At 67.0% G+C, this 21433-nt stretch carries 16 protein-coding genes; 14 read left to right on the forward strand and 2 right to left on the reverse strand.

Annotation, left to right across the window (positions count from 1 at the left end; all coding sequences use genetic code 11):
* Nucleotides 1–29 precede the first annotated feature (29 nt).
* From ACPXYO_RS18640 to ACPXYO_RS18655, 4 genes are read left to right on the forward strand one after another with little or no spacing between them, the layout of a single operon-like run.
* Nucleotides 30–788, forward strand: coding sequence for an SDR family NAD(P)-dependent oxidoreductase (locus ACPXYO_RS18640; protein WP_423923654.1), 759 nt, complete (start codon nucleotides 30–32; stop codon nucleotides 786–788).
* A 29-nt stretch (nucleotides 789–817) separates the two neighbouring features.
* A complete protein-coding gene (locus ACPXYO_RS18645) occupies nucleotides 818–1393 on the forward strand; it encodes a sulfatase-like hydrolase/transferase (protein WP_423923656.1) in 576 nt (191 codons plus the stop codon).
* The gene (locus tag ACPXYO_RS18650; RefSeq protein WP_423923658.1) at nucleotides 1354–2403 is read left to right on the forward strand and encodes a sulfatase family protein; all 1050 of its coding nucleotides are present in this window, start codon (nucleotides 1354–1356) and stop codon (nucleotides 2401–2403) included. The genes ACPXYO_RS18645 and ACPXYO_RS18650 overlap by 40 nt, the downstream gene beginning before the upstream one ends.
* Before the next feature lie 24 nt (nucleotides 2404–2427).
* Nucleotides 2428–3273 (forward strand): VOC family protein, encoded by an 846-nt coding sequence (locus ACPXYO_RS18655; protein WP_423923660.1) that lies wholly within the window; start codon nucleotides 2428–2430, stop codon nucleotides 3271–3273.
* Here ACPXYO_RS18655 and ACPXYO_RS18660 read toward each other — a convergent pair whose 3' ends face one another.
* Complete coding sequence (locus ACPXYO_RS18660) at nucleotides 3274–4023, reverse strand: J domain-containing protein (protein ID WP_423923662.1); 750 nt, start codon at nucleotides 4021–4023, stop codon at nucleotides 3274–3276.
* A gap of 152 nt (nucleotides 4024–4175) precedes the next feature.
* Between ACPXYO_RS18660 and ACPXYO_RS18665 the strand changes: the two genes are divergently transcribed.
* The 10 genes from ACPXYO_RS18665 to ACPXYO_RS18710 all read left to right on the forward strand — a co-directional run bounded on the left by ACPXYO_RS18665 (nucleotide 4176) and on the right by ACPXYO_RS18710 (nucleotide 19660).
* The gene (locus tag ACPXYO_RS18665) at nucleotides 4176–5663 is read left to right on the forward strand and encodes an acetyl-CoA acetyltransferase (protein ID WP_423923664.1); all 1488 of its coding nucleotides are present in this window, start codon (nucleotides 4176–4178) and stop codon (nucleotides 5661–5663) included.
* Nucleotides 5664–5834: 171 nt separating this feature from the next.
* Entirely contained in the window at nucleotides 5835–7937 is a 2103-nt protein-coding gene (ppk1, locus tag ACPXYO_RS18670; protein WP_423923666.1) for a polyphosphate kinase 1, read from the forward strand.
* 254 nt (nucleotides 7938–8191) lie between these two features.
* Entirely contained in the window at nucleotides 8192–9919 is a 1728-nt protein-coding gene (gene leuA / locus ACPXYO_RS18675) for a 2-isopropylmalate synthase (RefSeq protein WP_423923668.1), read from the forward strand.
* 65 nt (nucleotides 9920–9984) lie between these two features.
* Complete coding sequence (locus tag ACPXYO_RS18680; protein WP_423923670.1) at nucleotides 9985–10665, forward strand: alpha/beta fold hydrolase; 681 nt, start codon at nucleotides 9985–9987, stop codon at nucleotides 10663–10665.
* Nucleotides 10662–12347, forward strand: a complete 1686-nt coding sequence (locus ACPXYO_RS18685) for a Mur ligase family protein (protein ID WP_423923672.1) — start codon at nucleotides 10662–10664, stop codon at nucleotides 12345–12347. The genes ACPXYO_RS18680 and ACPXYO_RS18685 overlap by 4 nt, the downstream gene beginning before the upstream one ends.
* Before the next feature lie 65 nt (nucleotides 12348–12412).
* Nucleotides 12413–13537 carry a D-alanine--D-alanine ligase family protein gene (locus tag ACPXYO_RS18690; RefSeq protein ID WP_423923674.1) on the forward strand — a complete coding sequence of 375 codons (1125 nt, stop codon included), beginning with the start codon at nucleotides 12413–12415 and terminating at the stop codon, nucleotides 13535–13537.
* A 2-nt stretch (nucleotides 13538–13539) separates the two neighbouring features.
* Nucleotides 13540–14535, forward strand: coding sequence for a hypothetical protein (locus ACPXYO_RS18695; protein ID WP_423923676.1), 996 nt, complete (start codon nucleotides 13540–13542; stop codon nucleotides 14533–14535).
* Nucleotides 14536–14599: 64 nt separating this feature from the next.
* Complete coding sequence (locus tag ACPXYO_RS18700; RefSeq protein WP_423923678.1) at nucleotides 14600–16996, forward strand: HAD-IB family hydrolase; 2397 nt, start codon at nucleotides 14600–14602, stop codon at nucleotides 16994–16996.
* On the forward strand, nucleotides 16993–18582 hold the full coding sequence (locus ACPXYO_RS18705; protein ID WP_423923680.1) for a lactate racemase domain-containing protein: 1590 nt from the start codon (nucleotides 16993–16995) through the stop codon (nucleotides 18580–18582). Before ACPXYO_RS18700 ends, ACPXYO_RS18705 begins: the two co-directional genes overlap by 4 nt.
* A gap of 91 nt (nucleotides 18583–18673) precedes the next feature.
* Nucleotides 18674–19660 carry a lysophospholipid acyltransferase family protein gene (locus ACPXYO_RS18710; protein ID WP_423923682.1) on the forward strand — a complete coding sequence of 329 codons (987 nt, stop codon included), beginning with the start codon at nucleotides 18674–18676 and terminating at the stop codon, nucleotides 19658–19660.
* A 120-nt stretch (nucleotides 19661–19780) separates the two neighbouring features.
* Here ACPXYO_RS18710 and ACPXYO_RS18715 read toward each other — a convergent pair whose 3' ends face one another.
* Nucleotides 19781–21163 carry an ATP-binding protein gene (locus tag ACPXYO_RS18715; protein ID WP_423923684.1) on the reverse strand — a complete coding sequence of 461 codons (1383 nt, stop codon included), beginning with the start codon at nucleotides 21161–21163 and terminating at the stop codon, nucleotides 19781–19783.
* Between the last annotated feature and the right edge of the window lie 270 nt (nucleotides 21164–21433).

The raw sequence follows: 21433 nt of genomic DNA on the forward strand, positions 1-21433 counted from the left end.
AGCGAGTCGGCGCGCGATGATGCTTCGTCATGGACTTGACGGGGAAACTGGCGGTAGTCACCGGAGGCTCGGGCGACATCGGACGAGCTATCTGCCATGCGCTGGCCGCTGCGGGCTCGGACGTGATCGTGACCTATGTGGGCGATCAGGAACGAGCCGAGGCCAGCGCCGAGATTGTGCGTGCAGCCGGCCGCGTTGCCAGCGTGCTGCAGCTCGACCAGCGAGACGAAGCCTCGATCAATGCAGCAGCCGCAACGGTGGCCGAGCACGGCCGCTGTGATGTGCTTGTCAACAACGCTGCGTGGAACATCGGCATTCCGTTCAGGAATCTCGAGATGCTCGACTCCGCAACCTGGGATCGAGTGCAGGAGACCAACCTGCGCGGGCCGTTCCTGCTGACCCGGGCACTCGCAGAGCTGCTGCAGGACGGCGACGGCGGGCGGGTCGTGAACATCGCCTCAGTCGGCGGGCTGTTGCCTGGCTCCAGCAGCATCGCTTACAGCTGCTCGAAAGCGGCGCTCATCCACCTCACTCACTGCATGGCCGTCGCCCTCGCTCCGGCGGTCACCGTCAACTGCGTGGCGCCCGGCCTGGTGGAAGGAACACGCATGGCCGCCCGCCTGCCCGACGAGATCTCCGAGGGTGCCCGGCGGGCAGCGCTGCTGGGACAGGTGGGCAGCCCGATCGACATCGCCAACGCCACCGTGATGCTGTGCGAGGCAGAGTCCATCACCGGACAGACCGTGGTAGTCGATGGCGGCAACCCGGCCGCGATGAACTTCGGCTGAGCAGCCGAGCTCGTCGAGCGGAGCCCCCGTTGACCTCCGCAGGAAACGGTGCGCGATCGCAGCCCAACGTGCTGTTCATCATCACCGACCAGCAGCGAGCAGATCACACCGGCTTCGGCGGCAACGACGTTGTCCGCACCCCCCACCTCGATGCGCTGGCCGCACGGGGCACGGTGTTCGACAACGCCTGGGTGGCGAACCCGGTGTGCATGCCGAACCGCTCCACGATCATGACCGGGCGGATGCCCAGCGCCCACGGCGTGGTGTTCAACGACCGATCGCTCGAACCCGGCGCCAACACACACGTGCGCCAGTTCCGTCAGGCGGGTTACCGCACTGCGCTCATCGGCAAGTCGCACCTGCAGCACGGCATGTCTCGCAATGCGGTGTTTCGGTCGAATCAGGCATCCGGTGCGGTTGACGAGTACTGGCCGGCGGGCTGGGACACGCTCGAAGACGCCGAGCGCTACCTGGACGGTGCACCCGAATTCCCCGACAGCTTCTACGGATTCGAACACGTCGAGCTTGCAATCGACCACGGTGCGCGGGTCAGCGGGCATCACTGTTGTGGGCACTGGACCGCGGCGGCCGGCTGGAAGACCTGATGGTGTCGATGACCGCCGAGTCACCCGCACGGCGCCGCTCCGAGCGCTGGTGGCAGGTGTACGAACCGCCCTACAGCGCCGAGTTCCACTCCAGCGCGTTCGTGACCGAGCGCACCATTGCCTTCATCGAAGATGCTGCCAGGCGGGGCGGTCCCTGGCTGGCGTGGGCCTCGTTCCCCGATCCGCACCACCCGATGTCACCCCCCGGCGAGTGGTTCGACCGGCACAGCCCCGACGACATGGAGCTTCCGGCAACCGTCGACGATCCGCTGGAGGGAGCGCCTCGCTACGTCCAGGCCATCAGCCAGCTTCATCCGAGCAGTCAGCGCAACTGGGTCACGCCGTGCGGTGTGGCCGGCGACCACGAGCTCGTGCGAGAGGCCATGGCCGCCACCTACGGGATGATCGAGATGATCGACGACGGCATCGGCCAGATCCTGGCCGCGCTCGACCGTCTCGGTCAGGCCGACAACACGATCATCGTGTTCACCAGCGACCACGGCGACATGATGGGCGACCACAGCCTGATGCTGAAGGGCTTCCTGCACTACCGCGGCACGCTGGCGGTTCCGATGGTGGTCGTCGACCCGCGGCGCCCCCCGGGCCGCACCGATTCGCTGGCCGGCAGCATCGATCTGGGTCCGACATTGCTCGAACTCGCCGACGTGCGTGGCTACGACGGCATCGGCGGCCGCAGCCTGGTGCCGGTGCTCGATGATGCTGGTGCGAGCGTGCGTGACGAGGTGCTCATCGAAGACGACTTCCCCGGGGCGCTCGTCATAAACCTCCCGATCCCGTCCAAGACCCGCACGCTCGTCACAGCCGATCTGCGGCTGACACGCCACAGCGACGGCTCCGAGCAGCTGTTCGACATGGCGACCGATCCTGACGAGGTGGCGCCGCTCGGCCGCACCGACCCAGCCCGGCGCGCCGAGATGTACGAGCGGCTGGCAGCAGCACTGATGGAAGCGGACGATCTCGCCCGCGGCATGCCGCTGAGTGCCGCCTGACCCTGCCGCGTAGCCTCACCCGATATGCCGACGGACAAGCTCGTCATGGACCACATCGCGGTGGTCAGCGATCATGCCTGGGACAACGTGATCCGCTACAGCCGCGACCTCGGCGGTCGCTGGATCGGCGGCCCCGACAACGACCCGGCATCCCAAGCCGGCGACGACTTCTACTTCTGCCAGATCTCGTTCAACGGCGGCACGAGGATCGAGATCCTCGAGCCGATCGAGCACGAAGGCAGCGACTTCCTCCATCGCTTTCTGGCCCGCAACGGCCCCGGCCCGCACCACTTCACCTTCAAGACGCCCGACTTCGCCGACACCGTCGGCGCCCTGTCCGACGCCGGATACAACGTGATCGGCATCAACGACGAAAACCCGCTGTGGAAGGAAGCCTTCCTGCATCCCAAGGACAGCTGGGGCATTGTCATCCAGATCGCCTGGGACGATGACGGCGGCTGGGATGACGCCTCGCCCCTTCCGCCCACTCACCACGAACAGCCGACGGCGCTCGCTTCGGTCATTCACCTAGCGGCCGATGTGCAGGCCGCTGCAGCAATGTTCGAAGGGCCGCTCGGAATGGAACGGGTGGACGAATGGAAAGACCCCAACATCGGCGTGGCGGTCGAGTTGCGCTCTGGGCCATGGAACCTGCAGCTCATCCAGCCGGCCGATCCGACCATGGCACATTGGATGGGCAACCGATCAGGCCGGCTTCAGCTGCTGCACTTCCAGCTCGACGACCCCGGACTGGTACCCGGCGCACGCCGCGTCAAGCTGTGGGGAGGCGGCGAGCCACAGGACGCGATGTTCGAAGTGCCTCCCGAGCACAACCTCGGCGTCCGCCTCCTGCTCACCGAACCAGCCTGATCACGGGCTCGTCGTAGGCGGCTGCCAGCGGTCGACCGGCACGAGGCAGAGGCGCCGGCCGGCGATCGGGGCCTCGTGCATCACGGCATGGGGATGGCGACAGCGGTCACCGGGGGAAATCGTGATGATCTGGTCGAGCACCCCGTCGTTCTGGTACCAATCGCACGCAACCGTTCGCAGCGTTCCATTGGGCGCCGTCCAGAAGCACTCTCCGACCTCGAGGACTGCGGCCGACGTTTGCTCTCTGTCGCTGCCGGCGGACATGTAGGCGCTCGCCACGAAGATCACGATGCCGAGGGTGGCCGCCACAGCCCACGGCAGCACGCGCACCACGATGGCGGCACCGCGATGGCTGACGACAAAGCCGCCGGGGCCGCCGGGTTCGGTCGTGGTGCCCGTGCGTTCGTGCGCCCAAGGATCTTCGAACTCAGCATCAGACGCCGCTGTACTGCCGGGTTGCGGGGCACTATTGGCGCCGTGGGCCGCAGCGGCAGCTTCAGCCGCGGGCTTGGCGAGTTCAGCGCGCTCGGAGTCGTAGGTGCGTCGCGACTCATCGGTGCCGAGCACTCGCCAGGCTTCGTTCACTGCGCGCATTCGACGGTCTGAACGCTCGCTCTGTGCTTGGGGAACGTCGCCACGTTGATCGGGATGGTTGGCCCGTGCGGCCCTGATCCAGGCGCGCCGGATCTCTGCTGTATCGGCGTCCGGACGCACACCCAGCGTCGCGTAGTGATCGGGCAACTGGGCCACCGTCGGCCTCCCAACTGCGACGCTACATCCGGGCACGAACGGCCATGCCGCTGCAACTGCGATTGCGCAGCGCGCCGCCGGGAACCTTCACCGGAATTGGCAGGGCGCGGCTCGCTACTGTGCGATGCCACGTAAACGCAAGGCGGTACGAAATGTCGGACATCGGATCACGCACCCCCGTCCTGGTCGGTGCCGGGCAGTTCATCCAACGCCCCGAGAACCCTGTCGAGGCGCTTGAGCCCGTGGCGATGATGGGCGAAGCGCTCGCCAACGCGGCCCAGGACGCCGGCGCGCCGGGATTGCCTGCGCGCGCTTCGCACACTTGGGTCATCAAGGGCGCCTGGCCCTACCCGGATCCCGCGGCTCTGCTCAACCAACGATTCGGCGCGACAGGCAAGACCGGGCTGTCGACTGACGGCGGCAACACGCCGCAATCGCTGGTGAACCTGGCCTGCAGTCGCATTGCGGCGGGCGAAGCCGACGTTGTGCTGATCGCTGGCGCGGAGGGCATCTGGAGTCGTCGCCGGGCACGCCGTGCGTCCCAGCGCATTCCCTACACCGACCAGACCGGCGCCGTGCCCGACGAAGTGCTGGGCCGCGACGTCATTATGAACAACAAGGTCGAGGTCGAACGGGGCTTCAGGGATCCCATCAACCTCTACCCCGTCTTCGAATCTGCGTTCCGAGCCTCACGCGGCGAGACCATGGAAGGGCATCGGGACCGGCTTGCGGCGATGTGGGAGAAGTTCAACCAGGCGGCGGTGGCCAACCCGTACTCGTGGATCCGCACTCCGATGACCGCTGAGGAGATCCGCAATCCGAGCCCCACCAACCGTTTCGTGGGCTTCCCCTACACCAAGTCCATGAATTCCAACTGGGACCTCGACCTCGCCGCTGCGCTCATCGTGTGCTCTGCTGAGGCCGCGTCGGCAGCCGGTGTGCCGACCGACCGCTGGCTGTTCCCCCTCGCCGGAACCGATGCCCGCGACACCGATTACGTGTCGCATCGCGGCGACCTGCACAGCTCCCCTGCTATCCGCGTCGCCGGACGCCGAGTCATGGAGCTGGCCGGCGTCGGCGTCGACGACATCGACCACGTCGACCTGTACTCGTGCTTCCCCTCCGCTGTGCAGATCTCTGCCACCGAGCTCGGTCTCGGTCTCGACCGAGACCTCACACTCACCGGCGGGCTGACCTTCGCCGGCGGTCCGCTCAACAACTACGTCACCCACTCCATCGCCACGATGGCCGGCGTACTGCGGGACAACCCCGGAACCGTCGGGCTGTGCTCGGCGAACGGCGGCTACCTCACCAAGCACGCATTCGGCATCTACTCAACGGAGCCGCCCGCGGACGGATTCCGCCATCAGAACTGCCAAGACGAGATCGACCGATTCCCATCTGTCGAGCTCGACGCCGCCTACACCGGCAGCGCAACCGTGGAGGCCTACACGGTGATGCACGGCCGGACTGGACCTGAGGGAGTTGGACCGGAGGTAGCGCTGGCTGCGGTGCGCACGCCGAACGGCCGGCAGTGGGCCCGCAGCACCGACCCGGAACTCATGGCCGAGATGACCAAAACCGAGCACATCGGAACCGGCGTCGTGGTCAACGAGGACTTCGAGTTCGCACCGGCCTGATCAGCAACCGAACCAGCCGTTGTCCACAGGGCCGCTCCACTCACTGCCCACACGTTTTCCACAACCGAAGAACCCACTGGCGCAAGCGCCGATGCTTGCGTACTCTCACCGACGCAGGGCGTACCGCCCCCGCCGCGCCCTGCTCCGGACGCACTGGGGGCGTGAGTTGTCATGTCCGCCGCAAACGGGACCCGATCCTGCAAGCGCTACCTCAACCGAGAGCTCTCCTGGCTGGACTTCAACTACCGCGTCTTGGCACTTGCTTGCGACAGCGATCTGCCGCTGCTCGAGCGCATCAAGTTCGCGGCTATCCATGCGTCAAACCTCGATGAGTTCTTTCAGGTGCGGGTTCCGACGGTGCTCGACTCGATCGACGCCGGAGTGCGGCGGGCAGGCCCGGACGGGCTGACTCCACGAGCCCAGATCAAGGGCATCCGCGCCGCTGCCGCCGAGCAACTCCGTGATGCCTCGGCCCTCTTCGAGGACGAGCTGCGGCCGGCGCTCGCAGCCGAAGGAATCGAGTTTGTCGAGCCGGACGACCTCGACGACACCAACCGCGCATGGGTCGCGCAGCTCTTCGGCGAGCAGGTCTTTCCGGTCCTGACGCCTCTCGCCGTCGACCCTGCGCATCCATTTCCTTACATCTCAGACCTGTCGTTGAACCTCGCCGTGTTCGTGGAGCACTCCCGCAGCAGCCCGTCGTTCGCCCGGGTGAAGGTGCCGCCGATCCTGCCGCGCTTTCTGGCCTTGCCAGACGGGCACCGCTTCATCACGCTGGAGTCAGTCATCGCCGGGCATCTGGGCGACTTGTTCCCCGGTGTGAAGGTGATCAGCCACAGCACGTTCCGGGTCACCCGCGACGCCGATCTCGACATCGACGACACCGAAACCGATGATCTGCTCAAGCACATGGAACTCGAGCTGCGCCAGCGGCGTTTCGGCGGAGCGGTGCGGCTTGAAGCTGCGCCGGACCTGAGCGGGGCTGCACTGGACATGCTGACCCGCGAGCTCAAGCTGACCAACGACGACGTCTACACGTCGAAGGGGCTGCTCGGCCTGTCGGACCTGTTCGAGTTGTACGGGATCGAGCGCGACGATCTGAAGACGCCCGCGCACAACCCGCGCACCCCGCTGCCGCTGCGCGCACCGAGCGAGGCACCGCCACTGCTGAGGGCGGGCACTGGGGGCCGGCGTGGGGCGGCGCCCGAACCGGAGGTCGGAGTCGACTTCTTCGACGTCCTCAAGCGCCAGGACGTCCTGGTGCATCTGCCGTACGAGTCGTTCAACTCCAGCCTCGACGCCTTCATCCGCCAGGCGGCCGTCGATCCCGATGTGCTCGCCATGAAGATGACCATGTACCGGACCTCAGAGCGGACCCGGCTGGTCGACTCGCTCATCCGGGCTGCAGAACGCGGCAAGCAGGTCGTGGTCGTCGTCGAGCTCAAAGCACGCTTCGACGAGCACGCGAACATCGAGTGGGCACGGATTCTGGAACGCGCGGGCGTCCATGTCGCCTACGGGGTCGTCGGACTGAAGACCCACTGCAAGCTGGCGATGGTGGTGCGGCGCGAGCCCCGAGGCATCGCTCACTACTGCTTCATCGGCACCGGCAACTTCAACGCCGACACAGCCCTCATCTACGAGGACCTCGGGCTGCTGACCTCCGATGCCGACTTTGCCGCCGATATCGCAGGACTGTTCAACTCGCTCACCGGCTACAGCCGCAAGACCGACTACCACAAGCTTGCCGTGGCGCCGCACAGCCTCGGCCAGTCGCTCGTGAAGCACATTGCGGCCGAGGCCGCGGAGCCCGATGGCCACATCGTCATGAAGATGAACGCCATCGTGGACAACGAGGTGATCGACGCGCTCTACGGAGCGTCACAGCAGGGCTGTCGCATCGACCTCGTCGTGCGAGGCATCTGCTGCCTGGTTCCGGGCGTGGCCGGCATGAGCGAGAACATTTCCGTGCGCAGCATCGTCGGCCGCTTCCTGGAGCACAGCCGCGTGTATCGGTTCGGCAAGCCCGCACGCGGCCACACGATCCTGCTGGGATCAGCCGACGCCATGCCTCGGAACTTGCGCTACCGCGTGGAAGCGCTGGCGCCGGTGGATTCGCCCGCGCTGGCCGCTGAGCTTACCGAGCTCACCGACATGTACCTCGACGACGGCATCGCTCACTGGGAGCTCGGCAGTGACGGCGAGTGGACCCAGTACTCGGGCACCGACTTGCACGAATTGATGCTGGCGCGCCATGCCGATCGTCGCAGCTAGCGCGTCAGGTGCAGGGCGACGACAGTTGCAGGCGCATCTATCTAGTGCAGGTTGGTAGAATGCTTTCCGTGATTCGCGTCTCGACTCACACAACGCTGCATTCCGCAACCGGGCTGCTCCTTCTTACCTAGGCGGGGACCGCACAGGTCCTCGCCCAACCTCCTGTGCCTCCGGGCCAGGGGGTTTTTTCGTGGCCCAAACCCGATCCGTACCAACTTCCACCGAACCCACCCCCGCCGACTCAGGAGATTCCGATGGCAGACGTCAAGCGCATCAGCGCCCAGCAGCCGAGCCCGATGCCGTACCAGAAGTACGGCACCTACGCCTACGGCGCGCACCTCGGTGACCGCACGTGGCCGGACAAGCTCATCGCCGAGGCACCGCTGTGGTGCTCGGTGGACCTGCGCGACGGCAACCAGGCCCTCATCGACCCGATGGACGTCCCGCGCAAGCGCCAGATGTTCGAGGTACTGGTCGAGATGGGGTTCAAGGAAATCGAGGTTGGTTTCCCCTCGGCCTCGGGGCCGGACTTCGAATTCTGCCGCATGCTGGTCGAAGAGGACCTGGTGCCCGACGACGTCTGGATCCAGGTGCTCACCCAGAGCCGCCCCGAGCTGATCGAGCGGACCTATGAGGCGATAGCGGGCGCGAACAAGGCCATCGTCCACCTGTACAACCCGACGTCGGAGCTGCAGCGCCGGGTCGTCTACCGGCTGGACACCGACGGCATCCGCGACATCGCTGTCACCGGCACACGATTGTGCAAGGAACTGGCGCAGCGGTACGAAGGCGGGGCGATCCGATTCGAGTACTCGCCAGAGTCATTCACCGGCACCGAGATCGACTACGCGCTCGAGGTGTGCAATGCAGTGAGTGCCGAATGGGGCGCCACCGTCGACGACCCGATCATCCTGAATCTGCCTGCGACCGTCGAGATGGCGACGCCGAACACCTACGGCGACCTCATCGAGTACTTCCATCGCAATGTGGACAGTCGCGAGGCCGTCGTGCTGTCGCTGCATCCTCACAACGACCGGGGCTGCGGCGTGGCAGCAGCGGAATTCGGCGTTATGGCGGGTGCCGACCGGGTCGAGGGCACGCTGTTCGGCAACGGCGAGCGCACCGGCAACGTCGACATCATCACGCTCGCCTTGAACCTGTTCAGCCAAGGCGTCGATCCCGAGTTGGACATCAGCCACATCGACCACCTGCGCCGGATTGCGGAGTACTGCAACCAGCTGCCGGTGCATCCTCGCCATCCCTACGGCGGCGATCTCGTCTACACCGCATTCAGCGGCAGCCACCAGGACGCCATCAAGAAGGGCTTCGAAGCGCTGCCCGACGACTACCACTACTGGGAAGTGCCGTACCTGCCCATCGACCCTGTGCATGTGGGACGCACCTACCAGGACGTCATCCGCGTGAACAGCCAGTCGGGCAAGGGCGGCGTGGCCTACGTGATGAAGAACAGCTTCGGCCTGGACCTGCCGCGGCGGCTCCAGATCGAGTTCAGCGGCGTGATCCAGGCGATCACCGACGAGGGCGGAGAGATCCTGCCGGAGGCCATCAAGAAGACCTTCGACGAGGCCTACCTGCACGCGGAGTCGCCGTACACCTACGTCGGCCACCGCAGCTACTTCGACTCGGAGTCCTCGGACGAATCCGAGGTAGAGACCACCATCAAGGGACCTGACGGAGAAGTACGTGCGAAGGGACGCGGCAACGGCCCCCTGTCAGCGTTCAAGAGCGCCTTGGCAGATGCGCTGGGTGTCGACGTCAGCCTCGTCGACTACCACGAGCACGCTGTCGGCGCCGGTGCTGACGCCACGGCTGCGGCCTACGTCGAGATCGAGACCTCGTCGCGTGCTGTGTACTGGGGCGTCGGGCTGCATCCGAACATCGTGACGGCCAGCTTCCGAGCCCTGCTATCGGCGATCAACCGGTCGCACGCTGGGCCCGATTCTGGGGTTCTCGCCCGCTGAGCCCGCTCGTCAGCTTCGCCGGGGGCGCCCTCTTCGGCAGTCGCGTCGGTGACCGGCCTGCTGCCGTGCTCGCGCTGCACGGCTGGGGCCGCACCCATCGAGATCTGCTCGAATGCCTCACCGGCAGCGATGCAATCGCGCTCGACCTGCCCGGCTTTGGGGCCAGCCCCGCACCATCGGCAGCCGGAGGCGCAGCTGCCTATGCCGACGCCGTCGAGCCTGTGCTGGACGAATGCGCATCGCAGGTGGTCGTGCTTGGACACAGTTTCGGCGGCCGGGTGGCGTTGGAGCTGGCTGCACGCCGGCCCGATGCCGTCGCCTCGTTGGTGCTGTGCGGGGTTCCGCTGCTGCGACGCACCGATCGCCCCGCACCACGACCTGCACTGCGTTTCCGCCTCGCTCGCAGATTGCATCGCCGCGGGCTGCTCGCCGACGGCACGATGGAGCGCATGCGCCAGCGATACGGCAGCGCCGACTACCGGGCCGCGAGCGGCATCATGCGTGATGTGCTCGTCACCGTCGTCAACGAGACATACGAAAGCCGGCTGAGCCGCATCGCACAGCCCGTCGAGCTCGTATGGGGTCGCCAAGACGAACCCGTCCCAGTCGAGATCGCGCAGCGGGCCGCCGGAATGCTGGCCGACGCCCGCCTGACCGTCCTGGACGGAGTAGGTCACCTTGTGCCCACCGAGGCGCCAGCCGCGCTGGCAGCGGCCGTGCGCCGGCAACTCGCGCACCTCCCATGAACCAGGTCGTGCTGTGGACCTCGGTGGTGGCCGGTGTGATCGCGGCTTCCCGCTGGCTGCGTGTCGCCCAGCGTGAGCACTACGGCGTAGGGCGAACATCGCGCTTTGCCCGGCGCTGGTGGCTACTCGACCGGAACAACCGTGTGCTGGTGCTTGGCGCTGCCGTCGGAGTGGTGCTGAGCGGCGCCTTCTGGTGGGCGCCGGCGATCACCGCGGTCGCCGTGGCCGTCGGACCCCAGGGTCTCGAGATCCGCGGACGCACCAGCCCACTGGCGTGGACACGGCGGTTGGCCACCTTGGCGACGACGCTGGCGCTGCTGTGGCTCGTGCTGGTCGGCGTGGGCCTGCTGGTGGGGCTGGCGGCGCCGGTCGTGGCAGTGCTGCTGTTCGGCATGCCGCTGTGGGTGGACATCTCGCTTGCGGTCCTGGCGCCGCTTGAGGCCCTCTTGTCCCGTCGCTGGGTGCACCGCGCCCAGCAGCGGCTGGACCACATCGACCCGGTGCGGGTGGCGGTGACGGGTTCGTACGGCAAGACCACCATCAAGGGCTACCTGCGCCAACTGGTCGAAGGAACCCGATCGGTGGTGGCGACGCCGGCCAGCTTCAACAACACGGCGGGTGTGTGTCGCAGCGTCAACGAGCACCTGACGCCGGGCTCCGAGGTATTCGTCGCCGAGATGGGCACGTTCGGGCCCGGCGAGATTGCCGCCATGACCCGCTGGGTACGGCCCTCGGTGTCGCTATTGGCCTCGATCGGTCCCGTCCACCTCGAGCGCTTCGGCAGTCTCGATCGCATCGTGGCGGCCAAAGCGGAGATCTTCGCTACGAGCCGCACAGCGATTCTCAACATCGACGCGTACGGCCTGCGAACAGAGGCCGACCGGCTGGCTGCCTCAGGCCTGCGGGTCATCCGCTGCTCGACGCAGGACCCCAGCGCGGACGTGACGGTTCTGCCAGCCGATGCCCCGCCCGATGGGCCTGCAGCGGCGTCCGGTCCAGCCCAGACGGCCCCCGACGATGCCGTCGGCGTCGGGTTCGACGTGACCTTCAATGAGGCAGTTGTGCCGCGCCGCATCACGTTGTTCGGACGCGAGATCGCCGTCGGACCGCTCGGCGACTCGGCGCCGGCGAACGTGGCGTGCGCTGTGGCTGCGGCGTCGGTGCTGGGCGTTTCGGACTCCGACATCGCCAGCCGCCTTTGCGACCTGCCGACTCCGGAGCACCGTCGCACTAGCGGACGCAGTCCCGGAGGCGTCATCGTCATCGACGACACCTACAACTCCAATCCCGCCGGTGCGCGGGCCGCGCTGGGAATGCTGGCAAACACCGAAGCCGGCCGGCGTGTGATGGTCACCCCCGGCATGGTCGAACTCGGCCGCAGCCAAGCACACGAGAATCGCCTGCTCGGCGAGCACGCCGCCCAGGTTGCCGACGACGTTCTCATCGTGGGCCGCACCAACCGGACTGCGTTGCTGGGCGGCGCAGCCGGCTGGGACAACGCCACAGCACGGCGAGCGACCCGGGGTCGGAATCCGCGCAGCCTGGTTCACGACCGCACCGCGGACCGCGCCACGGTCCGTTGCATGGCCGACCGCGACGAAGCGGTCCGCTGGGTACGCGCACACCTGCGCGCCGGAGACGCCGTCCTCTACGAGAACGACCTCCCCGACCACTACCCCTGATCGGTTCCTACCCATGAGAACATGGCCCACATGGCCGAGCGGCTGAGAACTTGGTGGGCGCGCCCATGACCCGTCCAGGCGTCTGCTTCGGCGGCCCGTCGCCCGAACATGACATCTCGATCCTCACCGGGCTCCAGGCGGTGCACGCGCTCGCCGAAGCGGGACGCAACCCGGTGGCGCTGTACTGGTCGCCGATCGGCACGTGGCACGAAGTCCCGCCCGATCTCGAGGCCTCAGCCTTCGCTGACGGGCTGCCGCGTTCGGCAACCGAGGTTGAGCTGGCAGGCCGCCCCGGGGGCGGTTTCGTGCGAGCCGACCGGCGGCGCCGGCCGGTGCCGGTCGATGTGGTGATCAACTGCTGCCACGGAGGCCCCGGCGAGGACGGCGGCTTGCCGGCCCTGTTCGACCTGGCGGGATTGGCGTACACCGGCCCGGGGCAGCGCAGCGCAGCCATCTGCATGGACAAGCTGGCGTTCAGCGGCGCCACAGAAGCTGCGGGGCTGCGGACGCTGCCGCTGTGGCTGCTCACATCGGAGCAGCCCGACACCGCCGCGCCCGCAGAGCTGGCGGACGGCCCGCTCATTGTCAAACCCCGCTTCGGCGGATCCTCAATCGGGATCGAGATCGTCGCCGACCTCGCGACGGCGCGAGCGCTCGCGCAGTCGTCCCCGCTGCTGCGCGACGGCGCTGTTGTGCAGCGCTACCTCACCGACATCATCGATCTCAACATCTCGGTCCGAACCTGGCCAAAGCTGCGGCTGAGCGCCGTGGAGCGGCCGCTGCGCTCAGACACCACGATCTACACCTACGCCGAGAAGTACCTGACCGGTGGCGGCGGGATGGCGACAGCGCCACGAGAGCTGCCCGCCACGCTGCCGGCGACCATCGAGTCGACGTTGCGTGCGGCGGCAGTCGAAGTGAGCCGCCTCGTCATGGCCCGATCGGTGATGCGCATCGATTTCCTGTGGGATGGCGGCGACGATCCCGGCGGGCTGTGGGTGAATGAGATCAACCCGATCCCCGGCTCGCTGAGCTGGTACTTCTGGTCCGGTGAGGGCGACAGCCTCATCGAGTTGCTCGACGATCTGATCGCCGAGGCGCTCGACGGACCTACCCGTCACTTCCTAACGCAAGGGGCCGACGGCACGGCCCTCCGCTCCGTGGGGACCATCGCCGCAAAGCTGGCGTAGCGATGCTTGGACGGGTGCTGGCGGCTTGCGCTGCAGCGACGCTGCTGGTGCTGGGTTGCAGTACCCCGGACGCATCGGATCCCGCCGGCGATGCTGGCGACGGGACCGACCTCAATGCGTGCGAACGCGCCCGCCTGGCTGCGGCCCTCGGCGTGACTGAGCTGTCTCTGCCGCTCGATCCCATCGACGAGCCGCTTGCAGACATCGCCAGAGACATCTGCGCACTGGACAGCAGCGATCCGGGATCGACCGCGCCGGAAGACACACGGGTGCTCTCTCCCAGCGAACAGCGCGACGCAGCACTGCCCGCTGCTCTCGTGCGTGCCCCCGCGCTGTTCGACCCCGACGACACACCGCCCGGCGACGATACGTCGCTCGACGAATTGTGGATCGCGTGCGGGGAGGGCGCCGCCAGCGCTTGCAACGCACTGTTGTTCGAATCACCTGCCGGCAGCGACTACGAGGCGTTCGCGTTCAGTTGCGGCGGGCGCGAGAACCTGCACTGCAGCGTGCTGCTCGGCGAGACGGGCGCTGACGCTGGCCTGTTGGGCATCGAATTCGGACCCGAGTCTCGGGCTCCAGGCAACATCTCCGAACTGGACGGCTGGTGGGAGGCGTGCGGCGACGCAAGCAGCCGCGCCTGCGCGCAGCTGGTGCTCTCGGCGCCGGGCGGATCGGCCTACGCCAGCTTCGGTTGGACGTGCGGCGGCCGCACCACCCGCGACTGTGCCTCGCTGGTGGGCGACGACGGCTCGCCGCCCGCGCTCGCCGGCCGTTCTCCCCAGGATCCACCTCCGGGCCACGACGAGTACCTCGACCAGCTGTGGGAGCGCTGCGGCGCTACGGACGCAACAGCGTGCCGCGACTTGGCCACCTTCGGACCGCCCGGAAGCGACTACGAACGCTACGCATTGTCGTGCGGCTGGCGGGCAGTGAGAGCCTGCGCTCGACTGTTCGCTGAGTTGAACGCTGAGTCGGTTGTTGAGCCATCCGCATGAGCAGAGGGGGCAGATTGCGCCTGCGTGCACGTATCTGCGCTCCGATGGGGCTAGACAACACCTCGTGATCGCCGACGCGTTGACCGGAAAGCGCATCGCCATCACCGGTGCAACTGGATTCTTGGGCACGGCTCTCGTCGAACGGCTGCTGCGCTCGGTCCCCGACTGCGAGCTGGTGCTGCTGGTGCGGCCGGGCCGCCGTACCGACGTGAACCGCCGTGTCGAGCGGGAGGTCCTGCGCAACGACGCCTTCGAGCGGCTGCGCAGCGCATGGGGCAGCGACTTCGACGACATCTGCGCCCGCCGCATCACGGTCGTGTCCGGTGACGTGAGCGTCGATGGCCTCGCCATGTCCGAAGGGGACCGCGAGTTGCTGTGCAACTGCGATGTCATCATCCACTCGGCCGCCTCCGTCAGCTTCGACAGCCCGCTCGACTCGTCAATCGAGATCAATCTGCTGGGCCCGAATCGCGTGCTCGAGGCCTGCCAGCAGCAAGGCACCGCACCCCACTTGATCGCGGTGTCGACGTGTTACGTCGCCGGAAACCGGCGGGGCTCTGCGGCCGAGGTCTTCCTGGCCGACACGCCATTCTCGATGGACGTGGACTGGCGGGCGGAGGTGGCTGCAGCCAGGCGCACCCGTGCCGACCTCGACGCGGCCAGTCGCACCCCGGACCGCCTGCGTCGCTTCCATCGCGACGCCAGAGATGAGCTCGGCCCCGCCGGCCTGCCGCTGCTCGCCGCCAAGACCGAGCAGCTGCGCCGGGAGTGGGTGGACACCGAGATGGTCACCGCTGGCCGCAGCCGAGCCTCCTCGCTGGGATGGCCTGACGTCTACACGTACTCCAAGGCACTCGGCGAGCAGGCCCTGGTGGAACTGCGGGGCGACGTGCCCATCTCCATCGTGCGCCCATCCATCATCGAATCGGCCTTCTCCGAGCCTTCTCCGGGCTGGATCCGCGGTTTCCGCATGGCAGAGCCGCTGTTCGTGTCATTCGCGAAGGGAGAGCTGGACACCTTCCCGGGCTACCCAGAGGGCGTGATCGACGTCATCCCGGTCGACATGGTTGCGGCTGCGATCATCGCCGTGGCCGCCCGTGGACCGGTGCCCGAGCCAGAGATCTTCCAGGTGGCCTCGGGTGCCGTGAACCCCCTGCGCTTCAAGGTGCTGACCGAGACGACCATGCAATGGTTCCAGGACCATCCGGTCTATGACTCCAAGGGTCATCCCACGGCCAGCACGCAATGGCGCTTCGCCGGCGCGAGCGGCTTGGACAACCAGCTCGACCGTGCCATGTCGCTGTTCAACACAGCCGAGAAGATGGTGCACCGCCTGCCGATGCGGGGCCGCAACGACTTCACCATCCGGCTCGCACAGCGGCGCGCCAGCCTCGAGCAGATCCGCGACTACGTCTTGCTCTACGGCGCCTACGGCAAGTGCGAAGCGCTCTACGAAATCGAGCGCACCACCGAGCTGTGGGAATCACTGCACCCCGCCGACCGCGACAGGTTCGGCTTCGACCCCCGGGTCATCGACTGGCCCACCTACATCGCTGATGTGCATCTGCCGACCGTCATCGCCCAGGCACGTGTCAAGACCACCCCCCAGCCCCGCACCGGGCCGAGCCGCAACGAGCGCCTGCGCACCGCAGTGCTGGACCCGGCCCGCCATTTCGCGGCGTTCGACCTCGAGAACACCCTGATCGCCAGCAACGTGGTGGAAACCTACGCCTGGCTCGCCACCCGGAGGCTCGACTCGGCGGCGCGCCTGCGCTTCACCATGCGCACCCTGGCCGAGACGCCCGGTCTGTGGCGGCGGGACCGCCGCGACCGCACCGACTTCCTGCGCTACTTCTACCGGCGCTACAAGGGCGCTCCGGTGGGCCAGCTCGATGCCGACGCAGCCGAGATGCTGAGCCACCTGTTCTTGACGAAGGCGTTCCCGGCCGGGCTGCGACGAGTGCGTGAGCATCGGGCGGCGGGGCACCGCACGGTGCTCATCACCGGTGCGCTCGAGCTGGCGGTCCAGCCCCTGGCGCCGCTGTTCGACCACATCATCGCTGCGCGCATCGACAGCCGTGACGGGCGTTATACCGGCGAGATGATCGATGTCCCGCCCACCGGCGAGGTACGCGCTCAGATGATGGTCGACTGGGCTTCGGAGGAGGGATTCGACCTCGCCCAGGGCGTGGCGTATGCCGATGCAGCCTCGGACATGCCCATGCTGGAAGCCGTGGGATATCCCGTGGCGGTCAATCCCGAGACCCGGCTGGTCACCATTGCTGACAAGCGGGGCTGGCTGTGCGAGAACTGGGAACGCTCGCCGGGAGGCCCCCGGCCGCTGCTGCCGATCGCGCCGCCGTTCAAAGTGCGCGCCAGCACGGATCGCTTGGACCGAACGCACCGGACACGCCGTGCCCGCACCGCAGTCGGAGCCGGGCAAGAAAGGTCGTGGCGGTGATCGCACGCAAGGGTCTTGTCCTCGACGTGGACCGCACAACCCCGTCGATCCTGTTCCACCACGGCGAGGGTCTGCGCTTGGAGAAGCTGCCCGTCGGCAGCCGGGTCGTGTACCCCAACGAGCCGCTGGAAGCCATACGCGATCCCGAGCGTGCCATCGCCGAGGCCTTGGCGAACCCGCTCGGTGACCGCGATCCGCTCGCCGCCTACATGCATCCGGGCATGAAGCTGACCATCGCCTTCGACGATGTCTCGCTGCCGCTGCCCCCGATGGCCGCCCCCGACATCCGCGGCCGGATCATTGAGCAGGTGCTGGACATGGCGGCCTCTGCCGGCGTCGACGACGTCCACCTCATCGCGGCGCTAGCGCTGCATCGACGCATGACCGAGGCTGAGCTGCGCCACGCCGTCGGCGACCGGGTGTATGACGCCTTCGCCCCCCACGGCCAGCTCTACAACTTCGACGCCGAGGATCCCGACGCGCTCACCCACCTGGGAACAACTGACGCTGGTGAGGAGGTGGTGCTCTCCAAGCGAGCCGTCGAGTCGGACCTGTTGGTGTACGTGAACATCAACTTGGTCTCGATGGACGGCGGCCACAAGAGCGTCGCCACCGGGCTGTCGCCCTATGCGGCGCTGCGCCACCACCACAACGTCCACACGATGCGGCACTCGACCTCGTTCATGGATCCCGAGCACTCCGAGCTGCACACGCGCAACTGGCGCCAAGGTCGGCTGCTGGCCGATGCCGGCGTGAAGTTGTTCCAGATCGAGACGACGCTCAACAACGACACGTTCCCCTCGCAGTACGGCTTCCTGCAGCGGCGCGAATGGGAGATGTCGCCTCGGGACCGCATGATGCTGATGGGCACCAAGACGGCGCTGGATCTCATGTCCCGCCGCCAGGCTCGGCGCATCTTCCACGGCATCCGGGCGCCCTATGGGCTCACCTCGATACAGGCCGGCGAAGTCGAAGCGGTCCATCGCCAGACGCTGGAGAACGTCTACCGGCAGCACCTCGTGCGGGTGGAGGGCCAGACCGACGTGCTCACGATGGGGCTGCCATACCTGTGCCCCTACAACGTCAACTCCATCATGAACCCGATCCTGGTGGCGTGCTTGGGGCTCGGCTACTTCTTCAACCTGTACCGGGGCAAGCCGCTCGTCCGCCACGGCGGGGTGGTGATCATGACGCACCCCACATCGTGGGAGTTCCATCCGGTGCACCATCCCAGCTACATCGATTTCTTCGAAGAGGTGCTGGCCGACACCACCGATCCCGAGATCATCGAGCACCGTTACGAGAAGCGCTATGCCGAAGACGAGTGGTACCGGCACCTGTACCGGACGTCGTACGCCTACCACGGCGTGCATCCGTTCTACATGTGGTACTGGTGCGCGCACGCGCTGGAGCACCTGGGCGGGGTGATCATCGTCGGCGGCGACAAGGCTGCTGTGCAACGCCTGGGTTTCCGTTCAGCATCGACGCTGAACGATGCACTGGAAATGGCGACCGACGTGGTCGGGCATGACCCGTCAATCACCCATATTCACAATCCGCCCATGTTGATGGCGGACGTAGTGTGAGTTCTCGGGGACGTGTAGCGATGAGGCAGGGGGCACCGGTGTTGGTGCGACGACGGGATTGCCGCCGCAGTGCGGACCAGGGCGTGCAGCAGTGAGCGACCCCAACCGTCGCGCCGCCGTGTCGCACCTCGGAGCCAAGCGTGCGCAACGCAAGAAGGCCTCGGTGACCCGTGTCGTGCGCGGCACAGAGTTCCCGCTGCGAGCAGCTGCTACTCCCATGGGCCAGACCCCGCTGCCGGCCAATGTGGGATCGAACTACAACACCGACTGGGCTCGGCGCTTCCCAGCTCGCGTGGCCCGGCGGGTGGCGCGCGACACGGTGGCGCGAGCACTGGTGCGTTACTACGCCCAGCCGACGATCAAGGGCGTCGACCGGCTCAGCGAACTGGACGGGCCGGCAGTGTTTGCCGCCAATCACCAGAGCCACGCCGACACCGCAGTGATCATCACCTCGATTCCCGAGCCGTGGTGCAACAGGCTGGTGGTGGGTGCCGCGGCCGACTATTTCTTCGGGAACCGGGCCACCTCGGCGATCTCTGCGCTGTTCGTCGGTGCCATCCCCATCGAGCGGACTGCGCTCAACCGCCGCACGATCGACAAGGCAGTGACGCTGCTGCGCAGCGGCTGGAGCCTGGTGATCTACCCCGAAGGCGGTCGCTCTCGTGACGGCTGGGGCCAGCAGTTCCGATCGGGTGCAGCGTTCTTGGCCAAGCAGGCCGGCGTGCCCGTGGTGCCCGTGCACATCCGGGGCACTTTCGACATCTTGCGCAAGGGCCGAGCGTGGCCCAGGCGTGCTCGCTCGGTGATCAACTTCGGCCGGCCGCTGGACTTCGGCGAGGACGAGAACAACCGCCGATTCACGCGGCGGCTGCAGGCCGCCGTGGAGGGATTGGCGGACGAAACCGCGACCGGCAACTGGTTCGCGGCGCGCCGACGCCTGCACAGCGCCGACAGCCCCGGCCTCGAGGGCCCTTCGGCATCGGCGTGGCGACGCCGCTGGGCGCTCACCGAGCCCCCGCCAGCCGATGGTGGGCCCGACAGCTCGGCGGTCTCGAAGCGTCGCTGGCCCTACGTCTGACCTGAAGGCATCGCCGTGAAACCGCAGCCAAAGTTGACGTAACGCATCTGGCCCGATCTCCCCTTTGCCTTGTTGAGCAGCCTTGGCGTGGGAGTGTCGAGGCTGATTGCTCGCCGACGCTCAAGTGTCGATAAGCCAGGCGAGGAGGGCGGCGGGGACAGCCATGAGGTCGGGATCTTCGAGGTCGAGCACCGAACGGGTGGCCACGATGCCCCGCCACGGGGAGTCCCGCAGGGTTCGGGTGGCTCGCCTCCATCGGGCGTCGACGTATTTCGACTCAATAGCGCAGCCGCAAAGGCCGGCGCCTACGAAGTCGACCTCGGTTCCCGACTTGTTGCGGTAATGCAGCACTCGGTCGAACTCCAGGTAGCTGCCGGGCTCATCTCGCTCCTGCCCCCGCATCAGAGCCATCCCAAGCTGCTGCTCAGACAGCAGCGAGGAATCGGTCGGGCGATCGGGAACAAGGCGGGTAAAGACTGGATCGATGAAATACAGCTTTTCCTGCGCGCGCAGCTGGGGCTGCAGGTTTTGTGAGCGGTGACATGGCCAGAGGACGAAGGCTTCTCGGAGCGCCGCGATGCGCCGCTGCACTGTGTTGGCCGAGGTGTGAAGGTCGTTGGCCATCGTTGAACGGTTTACTGGCGATCCCAGCCCTCCCGCGAGCCGCTGCAAGAACGCGCCGGTTTGGACGCGGGACCAGTCAGTCTGACTGAGGGCGTCACGGTGGACCAGATCGAGCAGGCTGCGGGACAGCGTCGAGTCACCGGCACCAGCGTTGATGTGATTGGTGACCGCTTGCGGAAAACCGCCAGTCGACAAGTAAGCCTCCCAGGCCATCACCAAGGCGTGCAGCCACGGAACCATCTCATAGGCGGCTTCGCTCAGCCGGTCGGTGCCCAGGTCCGCAACCTGCAGCGGGCCCATGTCTTTCGGAGGCTGTGCTTCGTCTCGGCTCTCGGCACGGAGGCTGGCGAACGTCCGGAATCCCATCGGCAGCAGCACGAGGTCGGGGCTCACAGCGTCGCCCCTCCGTCCCAGCAGCGTCCCGATGGCCGTGCCGAGGTCGGCAGCCGACGACCCGGTGAGCACGACGGTGTCGTCGCCGAAACGGCTGTCGTTGTCGCGGAGCCACTTGATGCGGTGGGGCCATCCGTCGGTGATCGAGGTGATCTCGTCGATGAACCAGTAACGGTGCCCTGGTGCCTGAAACACGGTGGCTGCGTCCACGAGCCGTCCCAAGTCGTCGGCCTGCCAGCCGTCGACCGACATGTAGACGACGAGGCGCGGGTCGACCCCGCCGATGATCAGAGCTTCGATGGCCTTCTTCACCTCCACCGACTTGCCCACCCGCCGCGGCCCCCGCAGGGTGTAGAGGCCGCCGTGAGCAAGGTCGGCCAGCACTTGTGCGGTGTAGCGGAACGGGGCTTGACCGGCCCTCCGCAGGTCGGGATCGTTGTTCGTCCAGCCGTCGGGGTCGCCCCACCAGCGATTGGACTCGCTCAACCGCTGCTGCACCTCGCCATACTGCATTTGCGTACCCGTTTCCCCCGTTGTCGGGCAGTGTATCGAGCACATTCTCGACGGTGGAGAAATTTCCGGGTTATTCCTTCATTCTTTGGAGATTAATACATGTTTTTTCACCACAGTACGGTGAATTATCCAGATTTCGTGACGCACGGGCGACATCGCCAACGCTTGCAGGCACCGCGCTCAGCCTCATGCCGCCATAGCGCTGGGCCGACTGAGACCGGACTGCCGCTGCGGTTCGGGGAG

The sequence above is a fragment of the Candidatus Poriferisodalis sp. genome (assembly GCF_965237655.1).
GTDB lineage: Bacteria > Actinomycetota > Acidimicrobiia > Acidimicrobiales > Poriferisodalaceae > Poriferisodalis.